Origin of the sequence: Uliginosibacterium aquaticum, from assembly GCF_012972705.2 — a bacterium.
Taxonomy (GTDB): Bacteria; Pseudomonadota; Gammaproteobacteria; order Burkholderiales; family Rhodocyclaceae; genus Uliginosibacterium; species Uliginosibacterium aquaticum.
Map to the genome: position 1 here is coordinate 58,943 of NZ_JABCSC020000004.1, position 22,840 is coordinate 81,782.

General features: G+C 62.6%; 23 protein-coding genes. 15 read left to right on the forward strand and 8 right to left on the reverse strand.

The features are described from left to right. The first annotated feature begins 8 nt into the window (after positions 1–8). The 7 genes from HJ583_RS15465 (at position 9) to thpR (ending at position 6,037) form a co-directional block, all read left to right on the forward strand. Positions 9–932, forward strand: a complete 924-nt coding sequence (locus tag HJ583_RS15465) for a D-alanine--D-alanine ligase (protein WP_408058209.1) — start codon at positions 9–11, stop codon at positions 930–932. Then, the gene (locus tag HJ583_RS15470; protein ID WP_170022766.1) at positions 925–1,752 is read left to right on the forward strand and encodes a cell division protein FtsQ/DivIB; all 828 of its coding nucleotides are present in this window, start codon (positions 925–927) and stop codon (positions 1,750–1,752) included. The genes HJ583_RS15465 and HJ583_RS15470 overlap by 8 nt, the downstream gene beginning before the upstream one ends. Continuing rightward, positions 1,749–2,978: a cell division protein FtsA gene (gene ftsA, locus HJ583_RS15475; protein ID WP_170022767.1), complete on the forward strand. Its 1,230-nt coding sequence runs from the start codon at positions 1,749–1,751 to the stop codon at positions 2,976–2,978. The genes HJ583_RS15470 and ftsA overlap by 4 nt, the downstream gene beginning before the upstream one ends. 169 nt (positions 2,979–3,147) lie before the next feature. After that, positions 3,148–4,284 carry a cell division protein FtsZ gene (gene ftsZ / locus HJ583_RS15480; RefSeq protein ID WP_170022981.1) on the forward strand — a complete coding sequence of 379 codons (1,137 nt, stop codon included), beginning with the start codon at positions 3,148–3,150 and terminating at the stop codon, positions 4,282–4,284. 70 nt (positions 4,285–4,354) lie between these two features. Further along, positions 4,355–5,047: a 2-C-methyl-D-erythritol 4-phosphate cytidylyltransferase gene (ispD, locus tag HJ583_RS15485; protein ID WP_170022768.1), complete on the forward strand. Its 693-nt coding sequence runs from the start codon at positions 4,355–4,357 to the stop codon at positions 5,045–5,047. After that, positions 5,044–5,535: a 2-C-methyl-D-erythritol 2,4-cyclodiphosphate synthase gene (ispF, locus tag HJ583_RS15490; RefSeq protein WP_170022769.1), complete on the forward strand. Its 492-nt coding sequence runs from the start codon at positions 5,044–5,046 to the stop codon at positions 5,533–5,535. The genes ispD and ispF overlap by 4 nt, the downstream gene beginning before the upstream one ends. Continuing rightward, positions 5,525–6,037, forward strand: a complete 513-nt coding sequence (gene thpR / locus HJ583_RS15495; protein WP_328824935.1) for an RNA 2',3'-cyclic phosphodiesterase — start codon at positions 5,525–5,527, stop codon at positions 6,035–6,037. The genes ispF and thpR overlap by 11 nt, the downstream gene beginning before the upstream one ends. 24 nt (positions 6,038–6,061) lie before the next feature. On the opposite strand, the gene HJ583_RS15500 is transcribed toward thpR, so the two are convergent. From HJ583_RS15500 to HJ583_RS15510, 3 genes are all read right to left on the reverse strand, one after another. Further along, positions 6,062–6,940 (reverse strand): acyltransferase, encoded by an 879-nt coding sequence (locus tag HJ583_RS15500; RefSeq protein WP_170022771.1) that lies wholly within the window; start codon positions 6,938–6,940, stop codon positions 6,062–6,064. A 100-nt stretch (positions 6,941–7,040) separates the two neighbouring features. After that, positions 7,041–7,442: a host attachment protein gene (locus HJ583_RS15505; RefSeq protein ID WP_170022772.1), complete on the reverse strand. Its 402-nt coding sequence runs from the start codon at positions 7,440–7,442 to the stop codon at positions 7,041–7,043. Positions 7,443–7,552: 110 nt separating this feature from the next. Continuing rightward, positions 7,553–8,311: a M90 family metallopeptidase gene (locus HJ583_RS15510; protein WP_170022773.1), complete on the reverse strand. Its 759-nt coding sequence runs from the start codon at positions 8,309–8,311 to the stop codon at positions 7,553–7,555. Between the two features lie 71 nt (positions 8,312–8,382). Here HJ583_RS15510 and HJ583_RS15515 point away from each other — a divergent pair, with 71 nt between their 5' ends. The 7 genes from HJ583_RS15515 (at position 8,383) to HJ583_RS15545 (ending at position 18,067) form a co-directional block, all read left to right on the forward strand. Next, the gene (locus tag HJ583_RS15515; RefSeq protein ID WP_170022774.1) at positions 8,383–10,587 is read left to right on the forward strand and encodes a RelA/SpoT family protein; all 2,205 of its coding nucleotides are present in this window, start codon (positions 8,383–8,385) and stop codon (positions 10,585–10,587) included. A gap of 145 nt (positions 10,588–10,732) precedes the next feature. Further along, positions 10,733–10,999 carry a hypothetical protein gene (locus HJ583_RS15520; protein ID WP_101944350.1) on the forward strand — a complete coding sequence of 89 codons (267 nt, stop codon included), beginning with the start codon at positions 10,733–10,735 and terminating at the stop codon, positions 10,997–10,999. Between the two features lie 95 nt (positions 11,000–11,094). Continuing rightward, positions 11,095–11,802, forward strand: coding sequence for a response regulator transcription factor (locus HJ583_RS15525; RefSeq protein WP_328824915.1), 708 nt, complete (start codon positions 11,095–11,097; stop codon positions 11,800–11,802). Continuing rightward, entirely contained in the window at positions 11,786–13,174 is a 1,389-nt protein-coding gene (locus tag HJ583_RS15530) for a sensor histidine kinase (RefSeq protein WP_170022775.1), read from the forward strand. Before HJ583_RS15525 ends, HJ583_RS15530 begins: the two co-directional genes overlap by 17 nt. Positions 13,175–13,198: 24 nt before the next feature. Continuing rightward, a complete protein-coding gene (locus tag HJ583_RS15535) occupies positions 13,199–14,869 on the forward strand; it encodes a tetratricopeptide repeat protein (RefSeq protein ID WP_170022776.1) in 1,671 nt (556 codons plus the stop codon). A gap of 6 nt (positions 14,870–14,875) precedes the next feature. After that, positions 14,876–16,348 (forward strand): tetratricopeptide repeat protein, encoded by a 1,473-nt coding sequence (locus HJ583_RS15540; RefSeq protein WP_170022777.1) that lies wholly within the window; start codon positions 14,876–14,878, stop codon positions 16,346–16,348. A gap of 39 nt (positions 16,349–16,387) precedes the next feature. Next, entirely contained in the window at positions 16,388–18,067 is a 1,680-nt protein-coding gene (locus tag HJ583_RS15545) for a tetratricopeptide repeat protein (protein ID WP_170022778.1), read from the forward strand. On the opposite strand, the gene HJ583_RS15550 is transcribed toward HJ583_RS15545, so the two are convergent. The 5 genes from HJ583_RS15550 to ubiU form a co-directional block, all read right to left on the reverse strand. Next, positions 18,064–18,774: a pseudouridine synthase gene (locus tag HJ583_RS15550; protein WP_170022779.1), complete on the reverse strand. Its 711-nt coding sequence runs from the start codon at positions 18,772–18,774 to the stop codon at positions 18,064–18,066. The two genes, HJ583_RS15545 and HJ583_RS15550, sit on opposite strands and share 4 nt — an antisense overlap. Continuing rightward, positions 18,774–19,067 (reverse strand): DUF202 domain-containing protein, encoded by a 294-nt coding sequence (locus HJ583_RS15555; protein WP_170022780.1) that lies wholly within the window; start codon positions 19,065–19,067, stop codon positions 18,774–18,776. The genes HJ583_RS15550 and HJ583_RS15555 overlap by 1 nt, the downstream gene beginning before the upstream one ends. A 2-nt stretch (positions 19,068–19,069) precedes the next feature. Further along, the gene (ubiT, locus tag HJ583_RS15560) at positions 19,070–19,498 is read right to left on the reverse strand and encodes a ubiquinone anaerobic biosynthesis accessory factor UbiT (protein WP_170022781.1); all 429 of its coding nucleotides are present in this window, start codon (positions 19,496–19,498) and stop codon (positions 19,070–19,072) included. Then, complete coding sequence (gene ubiV / locus HJ583_RS15565) at positions 19,485–20,372, reverse strand: ubiquinone anaerobic biosynthesis protein UbiV (protein ID WP_170022782.1); 888 nt, start codon at positions 20,370–20,372, stop codon at positions 19,485–19,487. Before ubiV ends, ubiT begins: the two co-directional genes overlap by 14 nt. A 102-nt stretch (positions 20,373–20,474) precedes the next feature. Next, the gene (ubiU, locus tag HJ583_RS15570) at positions 20,475–21,482 is read right to left on the reverse strand and encodes a ubiquinone anaerobic biosynthesis protein UbiU (RefSeq protein ID WP_170022783.1); all 1,008 of its coding nucleotides are present in this window, start codon (positions 21,480–21,482) and stop codon (positions 20,475–20,477) included. 188 nt (positions 21,483–21,670) lie between these two features. Here ubiU and HJ583_RS15575 point away from each other — a divergent pair, with 188 nt between their 5' ends. Beyond that, positions 21,671–22,834: an oligogalacturonate lyase family protein gene (locus tag HJ583_RS15575; protein WP_170022784.1), complete on the forward strand. Its 1,164-nt coding sequence runs from the start codon at positions 21,671–21,673 to the stop codon at positions 22,832–22,834. Positions 22,835–22,840 lie beyond the last annotated feature (6 nt).

A 22,840-nucleotide genomic window follows, 5' to 3' on the forward strand; every position in this document is an offset into this window, starting at 1 on the left:
AAGCACTCGTGACAACAGATGTGAAGCTCTTCGGCAAGGTCGCTGTCCTGATGGGAGGGCCTTCGGCCGAGCGCGAAATTTCGCTGCTCTCCGGTAACGCCGTGTTGGCGGCTCTGCGCGCGGCTGGCGTGGATGCGTATGCTTTTGATCCGGCCGAACGGCCGGTGTGGGAACTCAGGCAAGAGGGTTTTACCCGCGCGTTCATCACGCTACATGGTCGCTTCGGTGAAGACGGCACGGTGCAGGGCGCGCTGGAGGCGCTTGGAATCCCCTACACGGGATGTGGTGTACTTGCCTCCGCCATCGGCATGGACAAGTGGCGGACCAAGCTGCTGTGGCAGGCGGCTGGCCTGCCGGTGCCCGACTTCTGCATGCTCGACGAGCACAGTGATTTCGAACAGATCGCCCAACGGCTGGGTTTTCCGCTATTCGTCAAGCCCGCTTGCGAAGGCTCGAGCCTGGGGGTGACCAAGGTGCGTAGCCTGGCGGAGTTTCGCCCGGCCTTCGAAGCCGCGCGCAAGCTCGATAAGCTGGTGATGGCGGAACGCTTCATCGGTGGTGGCGAATACACATGCGCGATTCTTGGTGGTCGCGCACTGCCCTCGGTCAAGATCGAACCTGCGAGCGATTTCTACGATTACGAAGCCAAGTATTTCCGCGACGACACGGTTTATCGCTGCCCCTCGGGTCTCTCCGCCGAGATGGAGGCGCAAGTTGGCGCGTACGCGCTACGTGGCTTCGAAGTGCTTGGCGGCAAGGGCTGGGGGCGTGTCGATTTCCTAATGGATGAAGCCGGCCTGCCTTATCTGCTCGAGGCCAATACGGCGCCGGGCATGACCAGTCACTCCCTGGTGCCGATGGCTGCTCGTGCAGCCGGCTACAGTTTCGAGACTTTGTGCCTTGCCATTCTGGAGCAGACGAAGCGTGACTGAGCACCAGCCCGCCTTCGGCAAGACGTCAGCTACGCGCGGCCGTGAGGCCGGCGTGCGACGTGCTGCGGCGGGCTTTTGGCATCGGCCGGACTGGATGAATCTGGTCTCCGATGTGTTGATCCTGGTGGCGTCGGTGTTGCTGGGCATGGCGGTCGTCAAGGCGGCGGTGCGTTTGCCGCTGTTTGGTTTGCGTGAGGTGGTGATCGTGTCGCCCTTGTCGCATGTCACCCATGCACAGTTGGAGTACGTGGCGGCTTCCGCGCTGGGTGGCAATTTCTTTACCGTGAATCTTGAGAAGGGCCGTACGGCTTTCGAGAATCTGCCCTGGGTGCGTAGCGCCCAGTTACGCCGGCAATGGCCGGGGGCCATCGAGGTCTCGCTGGAAGAGCATGTGGCGGTAGCCTACTGGCGCAGTGCCGATTCCGGCGATACACGTCTGGTCAATGGCTTTGGCGAACTGTTCGATGCGGCAGCCAATGACAGCATGCCGGTGTTCAGCGGCCCGCCCGAGGCGAGCGTGCATATCCTGGCGCAAATGCGCCGCTTCAATGAATTGTTGCAGCCGATCAACAGGAATGTGGTGGCCTTGTCACTTTCCGGTCGTCATGCCTGGCAGCTCAAGCTTGACGATGGCATGGTGCTCGAAGTGGGCAAGGACCAGGCAAAGGCGCCGATCGATGAGCGACTCAAGCGTTTTGTAAGTATGTGGCCGCAACTCACGAAGAGGCTGCCGCGCGCCGTCACGGTGGCGGATCTGCGCTACCCGAGTGGTTTCGCGGTGCGAATGGCAGGCAGCGAACAAGGAAAAGGCAAGCAATGAGCAAGGACAGCAAGGATCTGATCGTCGGTCTCGACGTGGGCACTTCCAAGGTGACCGCCATGGTGGCCGAATTGCGGCCGGATGGGCGTCTAGAAATCATCGGCGTGGCCACCCAGCCTTCCTCGGGCCTGAAGAAAGGGGTGGTGGTCAACATCGAGGCCACGGTGGATGCGATTTCGCGCGTGGTGCAGGAAGTCGAGCTGATGGCTGACTGTAAGATCCGCGATGTCTATACCGGCATCGCTGGCAGCCACATCCGCAGCTTCAACAGCAATGGCATGGTGGCCATCAAGGATAAGGAAGTCACCCCGTTGGACGTCGAGCGGGTGATCGAAGTGGCGCGTGCCATGCCGATCCCGGCGGATCAGCAAATTCTTCACATCCTGACTCAGGAATTCATCATTGACGGCCAGGACGGTGTGCGCGAGCCGATCGGTATGAGTGGTGTGAAGCTAGAGGTTAAGGTGCACATCATCACCGGCGCAGTGTCTGCTGCGCAGAATCTCGTCAAATGCGTGCGTCGCTGCGGGCTGGAAGTCATCGATCTGGTGCTGCAGCCGCTGGCCTCCAGTTTTGCCACCTTGTCTGAAGATGAGAAAGAGCTCGGCGTGTGTCTGGTGGATATCGGCGGCGGCACGACTGACTTGGCCGTATTCACACAGGGCGCGATCCGTCACACGGCAGTCATTCCGATTGCCGGCGACCAGATCACCAACGATATCGCTATGGCCTTACGCACGCCGACCAGTGAGGCTGAGGGCATCAAGCTCGATTACGGCATGGCCATGCAGAGCCTGGTGGATCCGGAAGAGACCATTGACGTTCCGAGCGTGGGTGACCGCGCTTCGCGCCGACTGTCACGCGAAAGCCTGGCGGCGGTTATCCAGCCACGCGTGCAGGAGCTTTTCGAGCTGGTGCAGGCTGAATTGCGGCGCAGTGGCTATGAAGAGCTGCTTTCATCTGGCCTCGTCTTGACAGGAGGCACTGGCCTGCTCGGCGGGATGTGCGAGCTGGGGGACGAAGTGTTTCATGTGCCGGTGCGCATTGGCGTGCCGGTGTATCAAGGGCCGCTGGCCGATGTCGTGTGCCAGCCGCAATACGCCAATGTGATGGGCCTGGTGCTGGAAGGCGCGGCCCAGCGCAGGCGTGGTTTGCAGGCGCGCGAAACGCGTAGCCTGCGCCACTCTTTCGAGCGCATGAAGGCCTGGTTTGAGAAAAACTTCTGATTTGTCATGTAGTTGCAACAGCTATCTGGACCTAGGGGAAGCTCTTGTATTTCTTTCGCTTATTTAGTAGTACACTCCGCGCCGTGATACTACATTTAGGGTGTTTTGATTTGCCGCAAAACATCTTCACGCAGGGCGCAGCGCTGGCAGAAAAGGGGAGCATATGGATCTGATCGAGGTTGTCGACAAGGAACCGAGTGGTACCGTCATCAAGGTTATTGGTGTCGGCGGTGCAGGTGGCAATGCAGTTGATCACATGATTCGCGAAGGTGTTCAAGGCGTTGAGTTCATCTGCGCCAACACCGATGCCCAGGCGCTCAAGCGCTCGCTCGCTTCGCGCAAGATCCAGCTCGGCAAGTCCGGCCTCGGTGCTGGCGCCAAGCCTGAAGCAGGCCGTGCTGAAGCCCTTGAAGCCCGCGATGCTATCGTGGCCTCCCTGCAAGGTGCACACATGGCCTTCATCACCGCAGGCATGGGCGGCGGTACCGGTACAGGCGCCGCTCCGGTGGTGGCTGAAATAGCCAAGGAACTGGGCATCCTGACGGTGGCGGTGGTCACCAAACCTTTCGATTTCGAAAACCGCTTCCGTACTGCTGACAGTGGCGTGGAAGAATTGGCCAAGCATGTCGACTCCCTGATCGTTGTGCTCAACGACAAGCTGATGGAAGTCTATGGCGATGATGCCAGCATGGAAGAATGTTTCCGTAATGCCGACGACGTGCTGCGCAAGGCCGTTGGCGGTATCGCCGAAATCATCAATGTGCCGGGTCTGGTGAACGTCGACTTCCAGGATGTACGCACGCTGATGGCCGAAATGGGCCGTGCGATGATGGGCTCGGCTGAAGCGGCCGGCATGGATCGTGCCCGCATCGCGGCCGAGCAGGCTGCTGCTAGCCCGCTGCTGGAAGGCGTGGAGCTCTCCGGCGCGCGTGGCGTGCTGATCAATATTACCGCCAGCCGTTCGCTGAAAATGAGCGAAGTGCGCGAAGCCGTGCAGACCGTGCGAGCCTTTGCGACTGAAGATGCTACCGTGTTCTACGGTACGGTATTTGACGATGCCATGGAAGACCGCATCCGCGTGACCGTGTTGGCGACAGGCTTGGGTGCGCGCCGCGTTGCAGCTCGTCAGCCTGTGATCCAGATGGTCAAGACCGGCACCGACAATGTGCCGATGGAAGTCAATTACGAAGACCTGGCCATGCCTGCCGTCATTCGCCGCAGCACCCGCAACACGGTGCAGGCGATGAGTGATAACGGTTTTGGCACTTACGACATCCCGGCCTTCCTCAGGAAGCAAGCGGATTGATCTTCGTGGTCATTAATAGAAAAGCCGGGCGTAGCTGCCCGGCTTTTTCGTATCTATCGGAGCCTTTGGCATGAGCCGCTTCTTCGCCATCGTACCGGCTGCCGGGAGTGGCAGTCGCATGGGGGCCAAGCGTCCCAAGCAATATCTTGAGCTGGCCGGCCGGCCTATGCTCTGGCATGCCCTTGCCACCCTGACGCGGGTGTCGCGCATCGAGCGGGTGTGCGTGGTCTTGTCGCCGGAAGATGAGTGGTGGGAAGAGTTTGACTGGCAGCCGCTGGCAGAGCGCCTGCAGGTGCTGCGAGTGGGTGGCTCGACACGCGCGGGGAGCGTTGCGAACGCGCTGCGGGTTCTCGCGGCCGATCTGGCGGCCGAAGATTGGGTGCTGGTACATGATGCGGCACGCGCCTGTCTCACTGAGGCGCAGGTCGATGGCCTGATCGAGGCGCTGGCGGATGATCCGGTTGGAGGGCTGCTGGCTCAGCCGGTGGCCGATACGCTCAAGCGCAGCGGCGCAGACGGGCGCGTAGCGGCAACTGTTTCGCGGGAGGCGATGTGGCAGGCACAGACACCGCAGATGTTCCGCCTCGGCTTGTTGCGCGAGGCCTTGCAGGCCAAGCCAGGCGTAACGGATGAAGCCGGTGCGGTCGAGGCGCTGGGTCTGTGCCCGCGCCTGATTGCTGCAGATGCGACCAATTTCAAACTGACATATCCGCAGGATCTGGCGCTCGCCGAACTGATCCTGCGCGCAAGGAGTGAAGCATGAGCGTGGGTTTCCGGATCGGCCAGGGGCTGGACGTGCATCGTCTGGTAGAGGGCCGCAAGCTGATTCTCGGGGGCGTCGAGATCCCCTACGAGAAGGGGCTGCTTGGGCATTCGGATGCGGATGCCCTGCTGCACGCGATTACAGATGCGGTGTTGGGCGCTGTTGGCTTGGGAGATATCGGCCGGCTTTTTCCGGATACCGACCCCGCGCATGCTGGCGCCGACAGCCGGGTACTCCTGCGTGAAGCCATGCGCCGGGTGCGCGAAGCCGGCTGGGAAGTGGTGAATATGGATGCCACGATCATTGCGCAGGCCCCGAAAATCGCACCTCATGCGGCGCAAATGGTGGCCAATATTGCTGCAGATCTTGGCGTTGAGCCCGCCTGCGTTAACGTGAAGGGCAAGACCAACGAGAAGCTTGGTCATCTTGGTCGTGGCGAGGGTATTGCCACGCAGGCGGTGGCGTTGCTGGCGCGCCGTGCGAGCTGAGTTTAGGCGAGCCTTCTTCGCTCTGTGGCCACCGCCAGAGGTGGCAGCCAGACTGCATGCTTTGGGCAAAAACAAAGAGGGGCTGCCGCTGCTGGCCGGCGACCTGCACCTGACACTCGCGTTTATGGGGGATGTGGATGCAGAGGAGTTTGAGTGCTTGCGGCAGATTGCTGCAAGCCTCTCTCTGCCGCGCGCCAGTTTGAGCATCCGAAGCCTGAACTACTGGCCGCACAACCAGATCCTGTGGGCCGCTCCGGAGATCTGGCCGCCTGAGCTGGCCGACTTCGTGACCGACTTGCGCGCAGCACTGACCAATGCGGGCTTCAAGCTGGACGTCCGCGACTTCGTGCCGCATGTCACCTTGCTGCGCAAGGCGAGTGCGGATTTATCGCTCGAGGTCGTGGAGCCCGTTGAGTGGCCGCTTGAAGGTTGGTCTCTGGCGGCATCAGCCAAGTCTGATGGATTGCGCTATCGGCGCCTTGCCGAGTGGGCGGTTGCTTAGAAGCTGCTCCTCGCCCATCCCTACTCAGTTTTTCAGCAGGGACTCGATGCGCTGATCCTTGGCTGCCCATTGCTCGTTGAGCCACAACTGGATCTTCCCGCGGTATTGAGGATCAGCCGAGGCGGTTTCGCCGAGAAACTCTGCTGGGATCGTAAGCTTGTTAACTTCGACGATCACCCGACCCATATGACCTCGCAGCAGATCGACGAAGCGCGGCACGCCATCCGGATAGACGATGGTTACATCCAGCAGGGCATCAAAGAGTTCGCCCATGGTGCCCAGGGCAATCGAGGCTCCGCCACTCTTGGGTTTAAGCAGATGCTTGTAGGGCGACTTCTGCTGGGCATGTTTGGCTGCCGTGAAGCGTGTTCCTTCAAGGAAGTTGATCACCGAAGTAGGGATGTGGCGGAATTTTTCGCAGGACTTGCGCGCGGTAGCCATATCCGCAGCCGCTGCTGAGAGTGTCTTGCCACCGCGGCGCATGAAGGGGAAGTCCAGTGCCCACCAGGCTAGCCCGAGCACCGGGATGTAGATGAGCTCTTTCTTGAGGAAGAACTTCAGGAAGGGGATACGCCCACGAAAGATGCTTTGCAGCACGAGGATGTCGACCCAGCTCTGGTGGTTGGCGCTGACCAGATACCAGCCGCGCGGGCGCAGATCGTCGGTTCCGCTGATTTGCCAGCGACGTGCCTCGATGGCGCCCATCCACAGATCATTCACTTTGACCCAGGCATTGGCCAGTGCGACCAAGCAATGGTCGGCGAACTTGCGCACCGGCGTCAGCGGGATGCAGAGCTTGAGCAGTGCGAAGGGGATAAAGGCGAGAAAGACCAGCACGGTATTGAGCGCACCGGCCAGACTGGCGAACACGAGTTTGAGAGGGGCAGGAAGCCAGCGAAGCATCGGTGAGCACCGCGAAGAACGGGAACCGTGATTCTACCGGAAGCGCTTGCGACTGCCTGTGCTGCCGCAAGCGCTGGGTTACATCAACCTGCAGGGGGCATCATACGCACAGGCAATCACCGAGGTGGCTGGAAAGGGCCGTGGCTTCACTGCGGGTGTAATCCTTGTCCAGTCGTCCGCTCACCAGCGAGGCGGTGGGGCCATCCAGCTCGGCGTTGAGGAGTCCCATGAATGCAGGGGGGGCGACCAGGATGGCACGCTGGAAGGAGCCTCGACTTCGCCCGCTGCACAGGTCCAAGGCCAAGCGGTGGGCGAAGCCCTGGGCGGTATGTCGTCCGGGCTGTTTGCGTTTGGGCGAGGCGCGTCCGCTGGATTCGGCCACACTGAACTCGTCTTCATTCAGCTCGGTTTCCTTGACCAGTTCGAGGGCCTTATTCGGGCCGCGGTGGGCAAAGATGCGGGCGTGACGGGCGTTGGCGACGACGATCCAGGTCATGGACATGGCGGACTCCTGTGGGATTGAGAGAGGGGGCTGGCGCAGACCAGCCTTCTCAGGCTAGGAGAGCCAGCCGGGAGCGCCAATAGAAAAAAGAAATGTCGCGGCGAGCCGCATCAGGCCTTGCTTTGCAGCGGATCCTGCCTGTAGAAGGCCGCCAGCTGGGCGTATACGCCAGGGTAGTCGCGGACAAGTCCGGCTGGTGCGGTGAAGAAGGCCTCCGAGCAGACGGCAAAGAATTCGGCGGGGTGTTCGGCGGCATAGGGATCTAGTTCGGTCTCTTCTTCGGCATCGATACGCGCGCAGAAGTCTTCGTAGGCGTTATCGAATGCCGCGCACCAGGCGTCCGTGTTCATGCCCGCATGCAGCGGGGGGCGCCCATCCGCCTCGCCGCCGAGCATGTCGAGCTTATGAGCGAACTCGTGGATCACCACATTGGCGCCTTCATAGTCCGCCGGATTGTCGAACCAGCTCAGCACGATCGGGCCACCATCCCAGGATTCGCCCAGCGCATCTTCTTCGTACTCGTGGAGCAGGCCGTCTTCGTCGATGAGTCTGCGCGGGATCACGAAGTCGCCGGGATAGACAATGATGCCGCGCCAGCCTGCATAGGCGTCGAGGCCCAGGTTCAGTACCGGCAGGCAGGCCTGCAGGGCAATCGACAGGCGGGCGAAATTGTCCGGTTCGAAGCCCTGGGCGCCAGCGAAGACCTTGTCGTCAAGGAAGGCCAGTGCCATCTGGCGCAGACGCAGGCGCTCCTCCGGGGATAGGTGAGCCAGGCAGGAGAGGCTGGCCTCAACGGCCGACCACAATGCTTCCGGCACATCGGGCGGCGCGTTTCTTGCAGCAAAAAGACGACGCAGCGCAGCAAACATGATGTGTATCCGTGTCGGGGTTTCCCCGAGAGGGTAGCAAGGCAGGCCGGTGGCCTGTGGGATAATCCGGCATGGTCTCAGTTCAGCACTCAGTCGCCAATACCGACGGCGCAATCCCCTTTGATGAAGTCCTTGCCAACGGCCTGTCCGCTGAGGCGCGGCCCGTGCTTGCCCAGGCGGTGGAGTGGGCACAGGCTTGCTATGGTGATCGCAAGCTCACCAGTGGTGAAGGTATCTTTGAGCATGCGCTTGGCATGGCGCTGGTGGCCGTGTCACTGCGCCTTGATCTGGATGCGCGCGTTGCAGCATTGCTGTTTGCCGTGCATGAGTTTGATCCGAAGGCCACCGAGCATATCGAGGAGAAATTCGGTGGGCTTACCTCCAAGCTTGCCGAAGGCTTGCGGCGCCTGAACCGCCTGCAGATGAGTTCGCGTACCGAAAGCGGGACGCCCGCGGACTTGCGTGCGCAGACCGAAGTGCTGCGCAAGATGGTGCTGGCGCTGGCTGAAGACATCCGCGTGGTGCTGCTGCGCCTGGCGTCGCGGGTGCAAACTTTGCGTCACTTCGCGCTGCACAAGGAGTGCACCAACCTCGATATCGCCCGCGAGAGCATGGATCTTTACGCACCCCTGGCCAACCGCCTCGGGGTGTGGCAGCTCAAATGGGAGCTGGAGGATCTGTCCTTCCGTTTTCTTGAGCCGGACACCTACAAGAAAATCGCCAAGCAGCTCGACGAGCGCCGCGTGGAGCGCGAGGCCTTCATCGCAGACTCGATTGCGCGCCTCAAGCATGATCTGGCCGCCATCGGTGTGAAGGCTGAGGTCTATGGCCGACCCAAGCACATCTACAGCATCTGGAACAAGATGCGCAGCAAGAACGTTGGCTTTGATCAGGTTTATGACGTTCGCGCCTTGCGGGTGCTGGTCGAGGAAGTGCGTGACTGCTATGCGGTGCTGAGTCTGGTGCACGAGTTGTGGGAGCCGATCTCCAAGGAGTTCGACGACTACATCCTCAAGCCCAAGGGCAACAATTACCAGTCGCTGCATACGGCTGTGCGCGCGGCGGACGGCCGGGCGATGGAAGTGCAGATCCGCACCTACGACATGCACCGCCATGCCGAGTTGGGTGTGGCCGCACACTGGCGCTACAAGGAAGGTGCGAAGGAGCCGGGTGGCTCGGAATATGACGAGAAGATCGCCCTGCTGCGCAACCTTTTGTCCTGGCGTGATGAAGTCACTGATGGCGCCATGTGGGAGGAGCACACCAAGGCGGCCGCGCTGGATGACACCGTTTATGTGGTGACGCCACAAGGGCGCGTGATCGATCTTGCGGCGGGTGCGACGCCGATTGATTTTGCTTACCGCCTGCACACCGACCTGGGCCATCGCTGCCGCGGCGCCAAGCTTGATGGCCAGATGGTGCCGCTGGATACACCGCTCGCGAGTGGGCAGAAGGTGGAGATCATTGCCGCCAAGCAGGGCGGCCCCTCGCGTGACTGGCTCAACCCGCAGCTGGGTTATCTCGTCACCTCGAACGCGCGCGCCAAGGTGCGGCGCTGGTTCGTGCAGCAGGAGGAAGAAGAAACTGCTGCGCATGGCCGTGCGATCGTGACCAAGGAGTTGCAACGTGGCGGCATGACCCAGGCGAATCAGGAGCAACTGGCTGGCAAGCTGGGCTTCAAGGATCTGCACGCTTTCTTCCTCGCGGTGGGGCGTGGTGACATCAGCGGACGTCAGATTCACAACGCGGTGCTTCCCGAGTTGCCTGCCGCGCCTGAGCCGGAGCTGGTGATTCGTGAAGAGCACAAGCCCTCATCGGACGACCGCGTGCTGGTGGTCGGCGTCGGTCGCCTGCTGACCCAGCTCGCACGCTGCTGCAAGCCGGTGCCACCGGACGAAATCCAGGGTTTCGTGACGCGCGGGCGCGGGGTGTCTATTCACCGCACGGATTGCACGAGCTTCCAGAATATTGCCAAGCAGCACCCGGAGCGCATCGTGCCTGCGGAGTGGGGGTCGCATGCCGTCAAGGCCAAGGCTTTCAACGAGGTCTTCCCGGTCGATGTGGTGCTTGAGGCGCATGACCGCCCCGGCTTGCTGCGTGACGTGTCGGAAGTGTTTACCCGTGACAAGCTCAATGTCATTGGCGTGAATACGGTCTCGAAGTCCGGCCGGGCGCACATGCGTTTCACCATCGAGGTTTCCGGCTCCGAGCCGGTGGCGCGGGTGATCCAGCAGATCGGCGAAGTGCAGGGCGTGATCTCGGCTAGTCGGGGTTAAGCAGAGGGCTGAGCTGCAAGGGCTGATGGTGTCAGCTCGCTGTCAGTCTGGCCTCAGGCTGTGGTCAGCTTCAATCCTTAATCTGCAGTGGTCGGACACGCGCTCAAGCAAGTCCGCCACTCAACCAGATACGAGGAATTGCCAAATGACCAAGATCACCCTGAGCGTTGTTGCCCTGGCTTTCGCAGCCTCCACCGCTTTTGCCGCCGAAACGCCGGCTGCTCCGGTCAAGGCGGTGGCCAAGACCGAAAAGGCAACCTCCACCGTGAGCACCGGGAAGACCACCGCTCCCGCGCTGCACAAGGTGGCAAGCACCGAGAAGAAGACTGAGGCGAAGTCTTCGGCCAGTACTTCGACGCCTGCCGCTCCGGCACCGGCGGCTTCCGCACCTGTAGCGCCGGCCAAGAAGTAAATGTCTGAGGGGTCGCGCGAGCGGCTCAAGCCAACACAAGCGCCCGCCACCTCCACGGGCGTTTGTGCTTTTCTGGCACCATATGAACCCTTAATTTGAAAGCCCTGAACATGCGCGTCATGCTGGTGGAAGACGATCCGGCGCTGGCCGATACGATCTCGCGGGCCCTGCAGAGTCAGGCCGATGCGCAGGTGGACTGGACTGCCAAGGGCGAGCCAGTGGCCAACTCCCTGCAGGCGGATGACTACGACCTGCTGGTGCTGGATATCGGCCTGCCCGGCATCGACGGTTTCGAAGTGTTGCGCCGGGTGCGCGCCGCAGGCTTGCGCCTGCCGGTGCTGGTGCTGACCGGGCGCGAAGCCATTGATGATCGCGTGCATGGCCTTGAACTGGGTGCGGACGACTACATGGTCAAGCCCTTCGCCCTGCCCGAAATGGTGGCGCGCGCCAAGGCGCTGGTGCGGCGTGCGCGCGGCCAGTCTGCCGGGGCGCAGACCACCGTTGGCAAGCTGGTTCTGGATGCGGCCGCGCGACGGGCCTGGGTTGCTGGGCTGGAGATTGAGCTTCCGGCGCGCGAATGGCAGCTGCTCGAATACTTCCTGCGCCATCTCGGCAAGGTGGTCAGCAAGGAGCATCTGGTCAGCTCGCTATCGGGCTGGGAGGGGGACGTGAGCGAGAACGCCGTGGAAGTCTACGTTTCCCGTTTGCGCACCAAGCTGACCGATTCCGGCTTGCGCATCCGTACTGTGCGCGGTTTCGGTTACATGCTCGAAGAAGAGCCGGTCGATGCTGCGCAAGCTTAGCGGCAGCCTGCGTCGGCGTCTGGCGCTGATCCTGCTGCCGATCCTGCTGGCGCTGCTGCTGGCCAGCGCTGCCGTGCAATACCTGCTGGCGGTGCGCCCGATGCAGCGCGAATTTGATCGCGCCATGAATGATGTGGCTGTGGCGCTGGCCGAGCACTTCGTGGTGGACGATACGGGTGACACCGGCTTCCAGCTTTCTGACGAGGCTGCCGCACTGCTGGATGCGGATGCCCTGGACTACAACTGGTACGCCGCCTTCAACGAGCGTTTCGAGCGCATCGCGGGCGAGAGCGGCCTGCAGTGGCCGGGGAATGTCGTCAAACGTGGCGAGCCGTATTACTTTGACGCGCAGGTCAACGAGCGCCCGGTGCGCGCCGTGGCCATTCTCAAGGCGTGCGGTGCACTCGACTGCGGCGTGGTGCTGGCGGCCACCCTGCGCAAGCGAGGCCGCCTGATCCGCGACATGCAGCTCTCTGCCCTCGTGCCGGTGGCGCTGGTGGGCAGCGTGGCCTTCGCTCTGGTGTGGTTCGGGCTGGGCAGTGGTTTGCGGCCGCTGGTGCGCCTCTCGCGCGAGATCGAGCGGCGCTCGCCACGCGAGCTTTCGCCAGTGAAGTTACGTGACGCTCCGGATGAGGTGCAACCCCTGGTGACGGCGGTGAATCGCCTGATGCAGCAACTGGGCGAGGCCAATCAGGCCCAGCAGGCTTTTCTGGCCACCGCGGCCCATCAGTTGCGCACGCCGCTGGCCGGTTTGCAATCCCGCATCGAGTTGGCGCAGCTGGAAACGCGGGATCCCGAGAGTCGTGCCCGCCTGGGTGAAATCCACGAATCCGCAGTGCGCTCGGCGCGTCTGGCGGTGCAATTGCTGTCGCTGGCGCGCGCCGAACCCGGGGCCAGCAGTACGGACGCTCATGTGCCGACCGATCTGGCCAAACTGGCCGGTGAGCTGGTCAATGAATGGGTCCCCCGGGCGATCGAGGGCGGCATTGATCTGGGCTTCGAGCTTGGGGCCGCCCCTTTGAATGGATCCCCTTTGCTGTTGCGTGAGGCTATGGCCAATCTGCTTCACAACGCGCTCGAATATGTTCCGCGTGGCGGTTGCGTGACCTTGCGCACCGGAGCCGATGCCATGCAGGTCTGGCTGGAGGTCGAGGATGATGGCCCGGGCATTCCGCCTGAGCAGCGCAGCCGGGTGCTGGAGCGTTTCGCCCGCTTGCCGGGCTCCCCGGGTGGTGGCAGCGGCCTTGGCCTGGCCATCGTGCGCGAGATCGTCGAGGGGCATCAAGGCCGCCTGATCCTGGGAGCTGGCGCGGATGAGCGTGGTCTGAGGGTCAGGATCGAGATCGGGCAGGTGAATACGGCTGCCTTATAATGGCCCACCGTTTTTCAGGATGGCATGCCGTTCATGGCCGTAAATCCGTTGTCATTCGTTATCGACAATCTGTTGGCCACTGCATTCTCCTTGTATCAGCAAGGTAAATTGCCCGAGGCTGCGCAGCGCTGTCGCTCCGTCCTGCAGATGGATGCTCGTTCGGTCGATGCACTCAATCTGTTGGGCCTGATTCTGAGCGAGACGGGCCAGGAAGCCTCCGCCGAAGCCTGCTTCCGTGAGGCGCTGCGGCACCAGCCTGAGACCGTCGAGATCTGGCTCAACCTGGGCATGCTGCTCAAGGCCTCGGGCCGTTTCACTGAAGCACTGGAAGCCTATGACAGGGCTTTGCGCGGCTGGCCGGACATGGCCGCTGCGCATTTCAACCGAGGCAATCTCCTGCGCGAACTAGGCCGCCCGCAGGAGGCCGTCGAGGCCTTTGTGCAGGCCGTGCGCTGCGATCCTCAGGATCCCGATGCCTACAACAACTGCGCCACCTTGCTGCAAAAAGCACGTCGGCATGAGGAGGCTGTTGCCTGGTTTGACAGGGCTTTGCGCATTGCGCCGGACAATCTCGATCTGCATGTCGGCAAGGCCGCTTCGCTCGAACAGCTTGGACGGCGAGAGGAGGCCGGCGCAATTTTCGAGCGCGTTCTGGCGTTCCGGCCCGAGCATGTAGAAGCGACCGTGGGGCGAGGACTGGTGCTGGAAGCTGCGGCGCAGACCGAGGCCGCGCTGGAGTGCTTCACGCGTGCCGCCCAGCGTGATCCGGCGCACTATGCTGCGCACTGGAATGCGGCGCTGTGCCTGCTCAAGCTCGGGCGCTACCGGGAAGGCTGGCCGCTGTACGAATGGCGCTTGCGCGAACCTCGGGAGGTAGCTTTACGCCAGCTGGCCGAGCCCCGCTGGCAAGGCGAGCCGCTCGCCGGCAGAAGCCTGCTCGTCCACGCCGAGCAAGGTTTGGGCGATACGCTGCAGTTCTGCCGCTTTCTGCCCCAGTTGGCCCGCCAGGGTACGAATATCGTCTTCGAATTGCAGGCCGCGTTGTTGCCGCTGCTGGAAGGGCGCCCCGGGATGGGCAGGGTTGTGGCCCAGGGCGAAGCACTGCCGGAGTTTGATCTGCATTGCGAGCTGATCAGCCTGCCCTTGTTGCTGGATGTGACGCTGGACACGCTGCCTGTATCCGGACCTTATCTCGATGTTCGTCAGGCCCGGCTTGATGTCTGGGCTCGTCGCCTGGGCCCGGCTACCGCGCCGAGGATTGCCCTGGTCTGGCGGACGACCACACCTGGCGACCGGATCAAGTCCTTGTCGGTCGATCAGCTCGCGCCGCTCCTGGCGACGGGGATGGAGTTCCATGTCGCGCAGAAGGTGGTCTCCGATGAGGAGCGCCGCTATCTGGCGGCTTTTCCGAATGTATCCCTCCATGATGATGCGCTCGGTGATTTTGAAGACACCGCCGCGTTGCTTTCACAGATGGACCGCGTGATATCGATTGATACCTCGGTCGCGCACCTGGCCGGGGGCTTGGGCCGAGAGGTCTGGATCCTGCTGCCGTTCGCTGCAGACTGGCGCTGGCTCGAGGGACGCTACGACAGCCCCTGGTATCCGTCTGCGCGATTGTTCCGGCAAAACTCTCCTGGTGATTGGCAGGGGGTTGTTGCTGCACTGACCAGCGTGCTGAATGAACAGGGTTGAGTGAGCATGAACATCTTTGCGTCACCCCCACAGGGGCAGTACACGCCGGAGCAGGTATTTCGGCTGGCGCTTGAGCATGCGGAGAGCGGCCGCCTGGCTCAGGCAGAGCAATTGCTGCGCCGGGTGCTGGCCGTGGCTCCCGGCAACCCCGTCGTGTTCGAAGCCCTGGCTTCCGTGCTGCAGGGCTTGGGCCGGCTGAGCGAAGCGCTGGCCATGATTCGCGGCGCACTGGCGATCCGGCCGGATTCCCCTTCCGCGCACAACACCCATGCGTTGATCCTGCTGGCTGAAGGTGAGCGGCGGGCCGCCCTCGCTGCGTTCGAACAGGCCTTGCGCCTCGCGCCTGATTATTTCGAGGCGCTGGTCAATCGTGCCAACCTGTTGAGCGATCTGCACCGTTTTGAAGAAGCTCTGGCTGCGCTTGACCTTGCCATCCGCCAGCAGCCGGCGCTGGCCTTGCTGCATAACAACCGGGCGCTGGTGCTGCAGGACATGCGTCGCTTCGACGAAGCCCTGGCGGCTTATGGAGAAGCCCGGCGCCTTGCGCCGGAGTTTGCCGAAGCCCGCTGGAACGAAGCCCGCTGCCGACTGCTGATGGGGGATTTTCTGGAGGGCTGGCGCCTGCACGAGGCGCGCTGGCAGGTCGATGGTTTCGCTGCCGCGCGCAATTTTTCGCAACCACTGTGGCTGGGCGACACGGACCTTGCTGGCAAGACCATCCTGTTGCATGGCGAGCAGGGTTTTGGTGATTCGCTGCAGTTCGCCCGTTACGTTCCGCTGGTGGCTGCGCGAGGTGCGCGGGTGCTGCTCGAAGTGCGTAAGGGCCTGCGCTCGCTGCTTGAATCGGTGGCCGGCGTTGCCGAGGTGATCGATGCGGGCGATCCGCTGCCGGCTTTTGATTGTCATTGCCCCTTGATGACCTTGCCGCTGGCCTTTGACACCTGCCTCGAAAGCATTCCGGCGGAAGTGCCTTATCTTGGCGTATCGGCCGAGCGTAGCCTGTGCTGGCGTGAGCACCTGGCCCACTTGCCGCAGGGTTTGAAGATCGGGGTCGCCTGGGCAGGAAATCCCGCACACCGCAACGATTTCAACCGCTCGATGCCGTTGGCAAGCCTTGAGCCCCTGCTGCGTTCGGGCGCTAGTTTCGTTTCGCTGCAGAAGGTGCTTACGGAGGCTGAGCGTGGGCTGCTGGTGAAGTTCGGCGTGGCGGACTTCAGTGCCGAGATCAATGATTTTCTCGATACGGCTGCACTGATCGAGCAACTTGATCTGGTCATCTCTGTCGATTCGGCTGCTGCGCATCTGGCTGGCGCGCTGGGCAAGCCGCTGTGGCTGGCTTTGCCTTTCGTGGGCGAGTGGCGCTGGCTGCTGGATCGTGCGGACAGCCCCTGGTATCCCACCGCCCGCTTGTTCCGTCAGCGCTCGCCGGGGGACTGGCAGGGCCTGGTTGCACAGATGCGGCAGGCACTGCCCGCCTGATCTGCCAACAGCTTGCCTCGGGTTTTAAAGAGAGATTTCATGACGTATCTGATGAACATTATTCAGGGCCTGCTTGAGCAAGCCGTACAGAGTTACGCGCAAGGCGAGCTGGCGGTCAGCGAGGCACGTTGCAAGTCCGTGTTGCAGATGGCGCCCGCAGCAGCGGATGCGCTCAACCTGCTGGGCTTGATCGCGGGTGACCGTGGACAGGACGAAGCCGCAGAGCGGTTTTTTCGCGATGCGCAGCGGGCAGATCCGGAGCATCCGGGGCCGTGGATCAATCTCGGCATGCTCTTGCGGCGCAAGAGCCGGCTGGAGGAGGCGCTCGCCTGCTATGACAATGCTATTCGCCTGCATGCCAGCCTGGCTTCGGTGCATTTCAATCGCGCCAACCTGCTGGAGCAGATGCAGCGCCTTGAGGAGGCAGAGGCTGCCTATCTGCGCGCCATCGAACTGGAGCCGGGCGATGTGGCTGCTTACAACAATTGCGGGGCACTGCTCTGGAAAAACAAGCGCTTCGAGGACTCTCTGCCGTTCTTCGAACGGGCCCTGGCGCTAGAGCCGGGCAATGCCGAGGCCTGGTTGAACAAAGGGAGTTCGCTCAAGGATCTGGGGCGGATTGACGAGGCGCTGGCAGCCTTTGCCGAAGCCCGGCGCCTGCGGCCAGCCTTTTCCGAGGCCAGTTTCAATCTGGCCTGCTCGCTGCATGCCATGGGTAAGGTCGATGAAGCGCTGGCCGCTTATGCCGAAGCGCGCAATGATCCTGCCGGTTTTGCCGAGGCGACCTGGAATGAAGCCCTGTGTCGTCTGCTCAAGGGCGATTACGCCGAGGGCTGGCGTCTCTATGAATCACGCTGGCTTTCGCGTCGTTTCCCACCGCCCCGCCAGTTCCCGCAGCCACTGTGGGCGGGGGAGGCGGATCTGGCCGGCAAGACCATCCTGCTGCACGCCGAGCAGGGATTTGGTGATGCCATTCAGTTTGTGCGCTATGCCCCGTTGGTGGCTGAGCGCGGTGCCCGGGTCATCCTCGCGGCCCATCCGGAATTGATTCCCTTGTTTGAATCGGTGGAGGGGGCTGCTGCCGTACTGAACGACAAAGAGACCTTGCCGGCCTTCGATCTGCATTGCCCCTTGATGTCATTGCCGCGAGCTTTCAGGACGGAGCTGGATACTATTCCTGCCCGCGCTTCCTATCTGGCCGTGACGCCGCCGCGCCGTACTGCCTGGCAGGCGCGTCTGCAAGATTTGCCTGCCGGTTTGCGGATCGGTCTGGCCTGGGCCGGCAATCCGGCCAATGTCGAGGATGCCAAGCGCTCGATGCCTTTGGCTGCGCTCGAACCACTGCTCCGGGCTTGCCAGGCGAGCGGGAGCACAATCGTGTCGTTGCAGAAGGCCTTGACCGAGGATGACCGTGAGCGCCTGGAGGCTTTCGGCGGACGGGACTTTGCCGCTGACCGGCATGATTTTCTCGATACCGCTGCACTGGTCGAGCAGCTGGATCTGGTGATCTCGGTGGATTCCGCTGCAGCGCACCTGGCAGGCGCGCTTGGCAAGCCCGTCTGGATAGCGCTGTGCACGACGGCGGACTGGCGCTGGCTGCAGGAGCGCAGTGATAGCCCCTGGTATCCCAGTGCGCGCCTGTTCCGTCAGACGCAGGCGGGTGACTGGAGCGGAGTCGTCGCTCAGTTGGTCGCGGCCTTGGCGGACTTCAGACCCTAAGCCAAGCCGGTTTGCGCAAGGACTGCTGAAAAAGCGGGATCCAGCGGCGCCTCCAGGTCCAGCGTGTGCTGGGTAAGCGGATGCGGAAGACGCAGGTGGGTACAGGCCAGCAGCATTCGCTCGCTGCCGAACTGGGTGGTGAAGAAACGGTTGTGCACGCCCTTGCCGTGGGTGGCATCGCCGATGATCGGATGGGCGATGTGCTTGAGATGGCGGCGGATCTGGTGGCGGCGCCCGGTCTCCGGGAACAGGCGCAGCAGGGCGTAGCGGCTCGCCGGATAGCGATCCACCGCAAAGGGAAGCTCCACCGTGGCCAAGCGCTCGAAGCGGGTGCAGGCCTCCTGTGGCGCGGGCTCCTCCTCGGGGCGGGATTCGTAGGGGTCGTACTGGCGCGTGAGCGGATGGTCGATCACGCCTTGCGCTTCGGGCCAGCCACGCACCACGGCCAGATATTCCTTCTCTACCTCGTTGCGTTCGAAGGCCTGGCCGGCGAGCGCCAGCGTGTCGCGATCCAGTGCGAACAGCAGCACCCCCGAGGTGCCGCGATCAAGCCGATGCACCGGCCACACCATGCGCCCGATCTGGTCGCGCAGCAGCTGGATGGCGAAGCGCGTTTCGTGGCGATCGATCTCCGAGCGGTGTACCAGCAGCTTGGCAGGCTTGTTGATCGCAATGAGGTGTTCGTCGCGATAGAGGATGTCCAGCATCAGGCTTCGGTCTTCCGGCGCACCTGCTTGATGCTGCGCTGGATGCGGAGAAAGCGCCAGGCGCCGAACACACCCAGCCCGATGCCCGCTGCAATGGAGGCAATGCCCAGCCAGTACAGGTGACCCGCAGGAAAAAAGTGCAGCAGGGTGGCGCCGCCAACTGCGAGCGTCACGGCGCTGCGCAGGTAGGCCAGCAGGGTGTTCTCGTTGGCCAGCAGGGTGCGGTCGATGGCCAGCTCGTCACGCAGGATCAGCTCACTCTGCCGGAAGCGGGCGTAGGGCTCTTCCGCCATGCTCAGGCGACCAGCTTGCTGAACCAGGCGGGCGGCTCGATCGAGTCGAGCAGGTTCTTGAGGGTCAGGCCCAGTTCGGTGTCGCCCTCGATACGCAGCTTGCGCTGGAAGAACAGGGTGTCCGGGTCTTCGGTGCGGCGCAGCAGCTTGAGGTAATCGGCCGTTGCCGCGCGGAAGCTCACGTCTGCATCGGCGTCTCCGGCTGCCGGGCGGAAATGGCCGTTCACGTAGCGCAGGGTGGCGCGAGCTCCCAGATCCTCGATCACGATGCGCAGCGTACGGCCTTCGAGGAAGCTGAAGTCGGCCTCCAGTTGCTTCGTGAAGCGGGCGAGTTCCAGGCTGGCACAGAGCGCATCGCTCCAGGGACGCTGGGGGAGCTTCGGGCCGATCTCGGACAGGAACTTCGGCAGGCGGAAATCAGTGGGCAGCATGTTCGTCTCCAAGCTGGATTCCTTCGCGGCCCAGCCAGTAGCCATCACAGAGTTCAGCCGGAGCAAGTCCGGCCAGTTGCGTGGAGTCTAGCGCAGCGCCGTCGAGCGCGGCGCGATGCAGACGTACGATTTCGGCGGTGTGGCGGGCTTGTGGACTGATGCGCAGACTCGTGACGCCTGCCGACGCGAAACCGGCCAGGTGCGGCAGCAGCGCCTGCACGGCGCCGGACTGGGTCTGGATGCCGTTGATGGCGAGGAAGTGCTGGCCCTCGCGGGTATCCAGCGCGAGGCCGTCCGGAAACTCCAGGCAGCGGAACTGGCAATCGTCCTTCTTCAGGTTGAAGTGGCGGGCGGTGAAGCAGCGCGCTGAGAAGGCTAGCGGCAGGCGCCCCCAGGCAAACAATTCGGTCTCGATGGCGCCCGCATCTTGCAACAACTGCTGCAGACGTTCGCCGCTCATCTCCACCGGCGGCACCCAGCGCTGCGCACCCATATCCGCCATGAGCTTCAGTGTGCTGGCGTTGTAGATGTTGAGATGCGGGCCGGCCATCCAGCGACCGCCGCGCAACAACTGCACAGCGCCGAGATCGTTGGCTTCGACGAGGAATTCAGCATTGCCGCAGAGGCGGCGCAGGGTCTTGAGTTCGCTTTCGGATTCAAGCAGGGCCTGACAGGACAGTACGATTTCCTTGCCGGCCTGTGCCAGTTCGCGGGCCAGGCCGAGCCAGTCATCCAGCCGCACCTGCTGACGGCGGCTGCACACCACTTCGCCGAGGTGGATGGTGTCGATGGCCCAGTCCGCCGCTTCGCGATAAAAGGCGAGGACGTCCTCGCGGGGCCAGAAGTAGAGCAGGGGGCCGAGGGTCAGTTTCATGCTGTTATCCGTAGCCCGGATGGAGGCTGCAGGCCGCATTCCGGGCGTGTGTCGTGATGGGCGTGGCCCCGGATTTCGCGGCGCTGCATCCGGGCCAAGATTTCATTTCCAGGGGCGCAGATAGGCGCCCAGGGTGACGTGCTGGCCTTCGGACACCTTACCCAGCGCCGCATCCCAGGCCGGTTTCGGGGCAAAGCGCGCCGGGTCGGCACAGGCTGCGTCGAGGGCCGCTCTCAATGTGCGGGTGACCTCGGCCACATAGGCCGGGCTGCGCTGGCGGCCTTCAACCTTGATCGCCGCCACACCGATGCGGAGCAGATCCGGCAGCGCGCTGACGATGTTCAGGCTGGTCGGCTCTTCCAGCGCGTAATAGGTTTCGTGATTGACCTCGAAGCGGCCCTTGCACAGGGTCGGGTAGCCGGCCGGCTCATCGGCCTTGTACTGGTCAATCAGGATGCCTGAGAGGCGTGCCTCCGTACCGGAGGGCGTTTCCACCCAGCGCACCGCCTTGGCCGGTGAGCAGACCCCGGCTGTGTTGGGCGACTCGCCCGTGGCGTAGCTGGAAAGCAGGCAGCGGCCCTCCACCATCACGCACAGGCTGCCGAAGCCGAAGACCTCGATCTCCACATCGGTATGGGCGATCACATGCTCCACCTGTGGCAGGGTCAGCACGCGCGGCAGCACGGCGCGCTGGATTCCGAACAGGTCGCGGCATAGGTTGATGGCCTCATAATTGGTCGCCGAGCCTTGCACCGAGAGGTGACGCCGCAACTGCGGATGGGTGCGGGTGGCGTAATCCAGCAGGCCCATGTCGGCGAGGATCACGGCATCCACGCCAAGTTCCGCGGCGGTATCGATGGCCTTGTGCCAGCGAGGCTCTTCGCCGGCCTGGGCAAAGGTGTTGATGGCCATCAGCACCTTGCGGCCCTTGCCGTGGGCGTAGCGGATGCCGTCGCGGGCGGTGGAAAGATCGAAATTCAGACCGCTGAAGTTGCGGGCGTTGGTGGCCGCATCCTTGAGTCCCATGTAGACCGTATCGGCCCCGTTATCCACGGCGGCCTTGAGTGCCGGCAGGCCGCCGGCCGGGCACACCAGCTCGGGTTTGCGCATTGCGTTCGATCCCCTAAAAACAGGCGCCAAGCTTAGTGGAGCCCCCTGTGCAATGGCCTTGCCTTGGGTCAAGCGATCCCGTCGGAGCTTACATTCTTGCTGGCGTGGTTAAAGATTTCGGGCGCCCTTGCCGTAAAATGCCAGACTTTCTGCGGAGCCGGTTCTGCAGATTTTTCTTGGGGAACACCATGGCCAAGGGCGATATCATCCAGCTGAAATTCGAAGACTTCACCGATTCCGATACGGGCGCGCGCGTGACGCGTCTGACCCCGGTTGACGTGACCTGCCACCGTAACTACTTCTATCAGAAGTGTTTTACCAACGATGGCTCGAAGCTGCTGTTTGGTGGCCTCTTTGACAACGGTAGCTGGAATGCCTACCTGCTCGACCTCAAGACACAGACCGCACGCCAGCTCACCGACGGTGTCGGCAAGGTCGACAACACCTTCGGCAATTTCCTCTCGCCTGACGATAAGTATCTCTATTACGTGAAGGGCGGCCGCGAGCTGCGTCGCGTCAATCTCGACTCGCTGGTCGAAGAGGTGCTCTACACCGTGCCGGCAGGTTACAAGGGCTACGGCACCTGGGTGGCCAATACCGAATGTACCAAGCTGGTCGGTATCGAAGTGGTCGAAGGCGACCTGCTGCCGCTCAAGACCTGGGAAGAGTTTGCCGTGCAGTACCACAACAAGCCGCGCTGCCGCCTTGTGAAGATCGATATCGCCACCGGCACCAGCAGCGTGATCTTCGAGCAGGCCAAGTGGATGGGCCACCCGCTGTATCGCCCCTTTGACGACAGCACCGTGGCCTACTGCCATGAGGGTCCGCATGATCTGGTCGATGCGCGCATGTGGTTCGTCAATGAAGATGGCACGAACGTTCGCAAGGTCAAGGAGCACGAAGAAGGCGAGAGCTGCACGCATGAGTTCTTCACGCCGGACGGCTCGAAGATGATCTACGTGTCTTACAAGAAGGGCAGCACCGAGCGCTGGATTTGTGCCGCAGACCCGATCACGCTCAAGAACGAAGCCCTGCTCACGATGCCGGCCTGCTCGCACCTGTATTCGAACTACGACGGCACGCTTGCCGTAGGCGATGGCTGCGATACGCCGCCGGATGTGTCTGACACCTCCGCTCATGAGCATGAGAACGACCCCTTCCTGTACATGTTTGACCTCAAGGCCAAGACCACCAAGAAGATCTGCAAGCACAGCTCGTCGTGGAAAGTGTACAAGGAAGACCGTCAGGTCACGCACCCGCACCCTTCCTTTACGCCGGATGACAAGCGCGTTTTGTTTACTTCTGATTTTGAAGGCGAGCCCGCGCTCTATCTGGCAGATCTGCCTGCCTGATCGCTT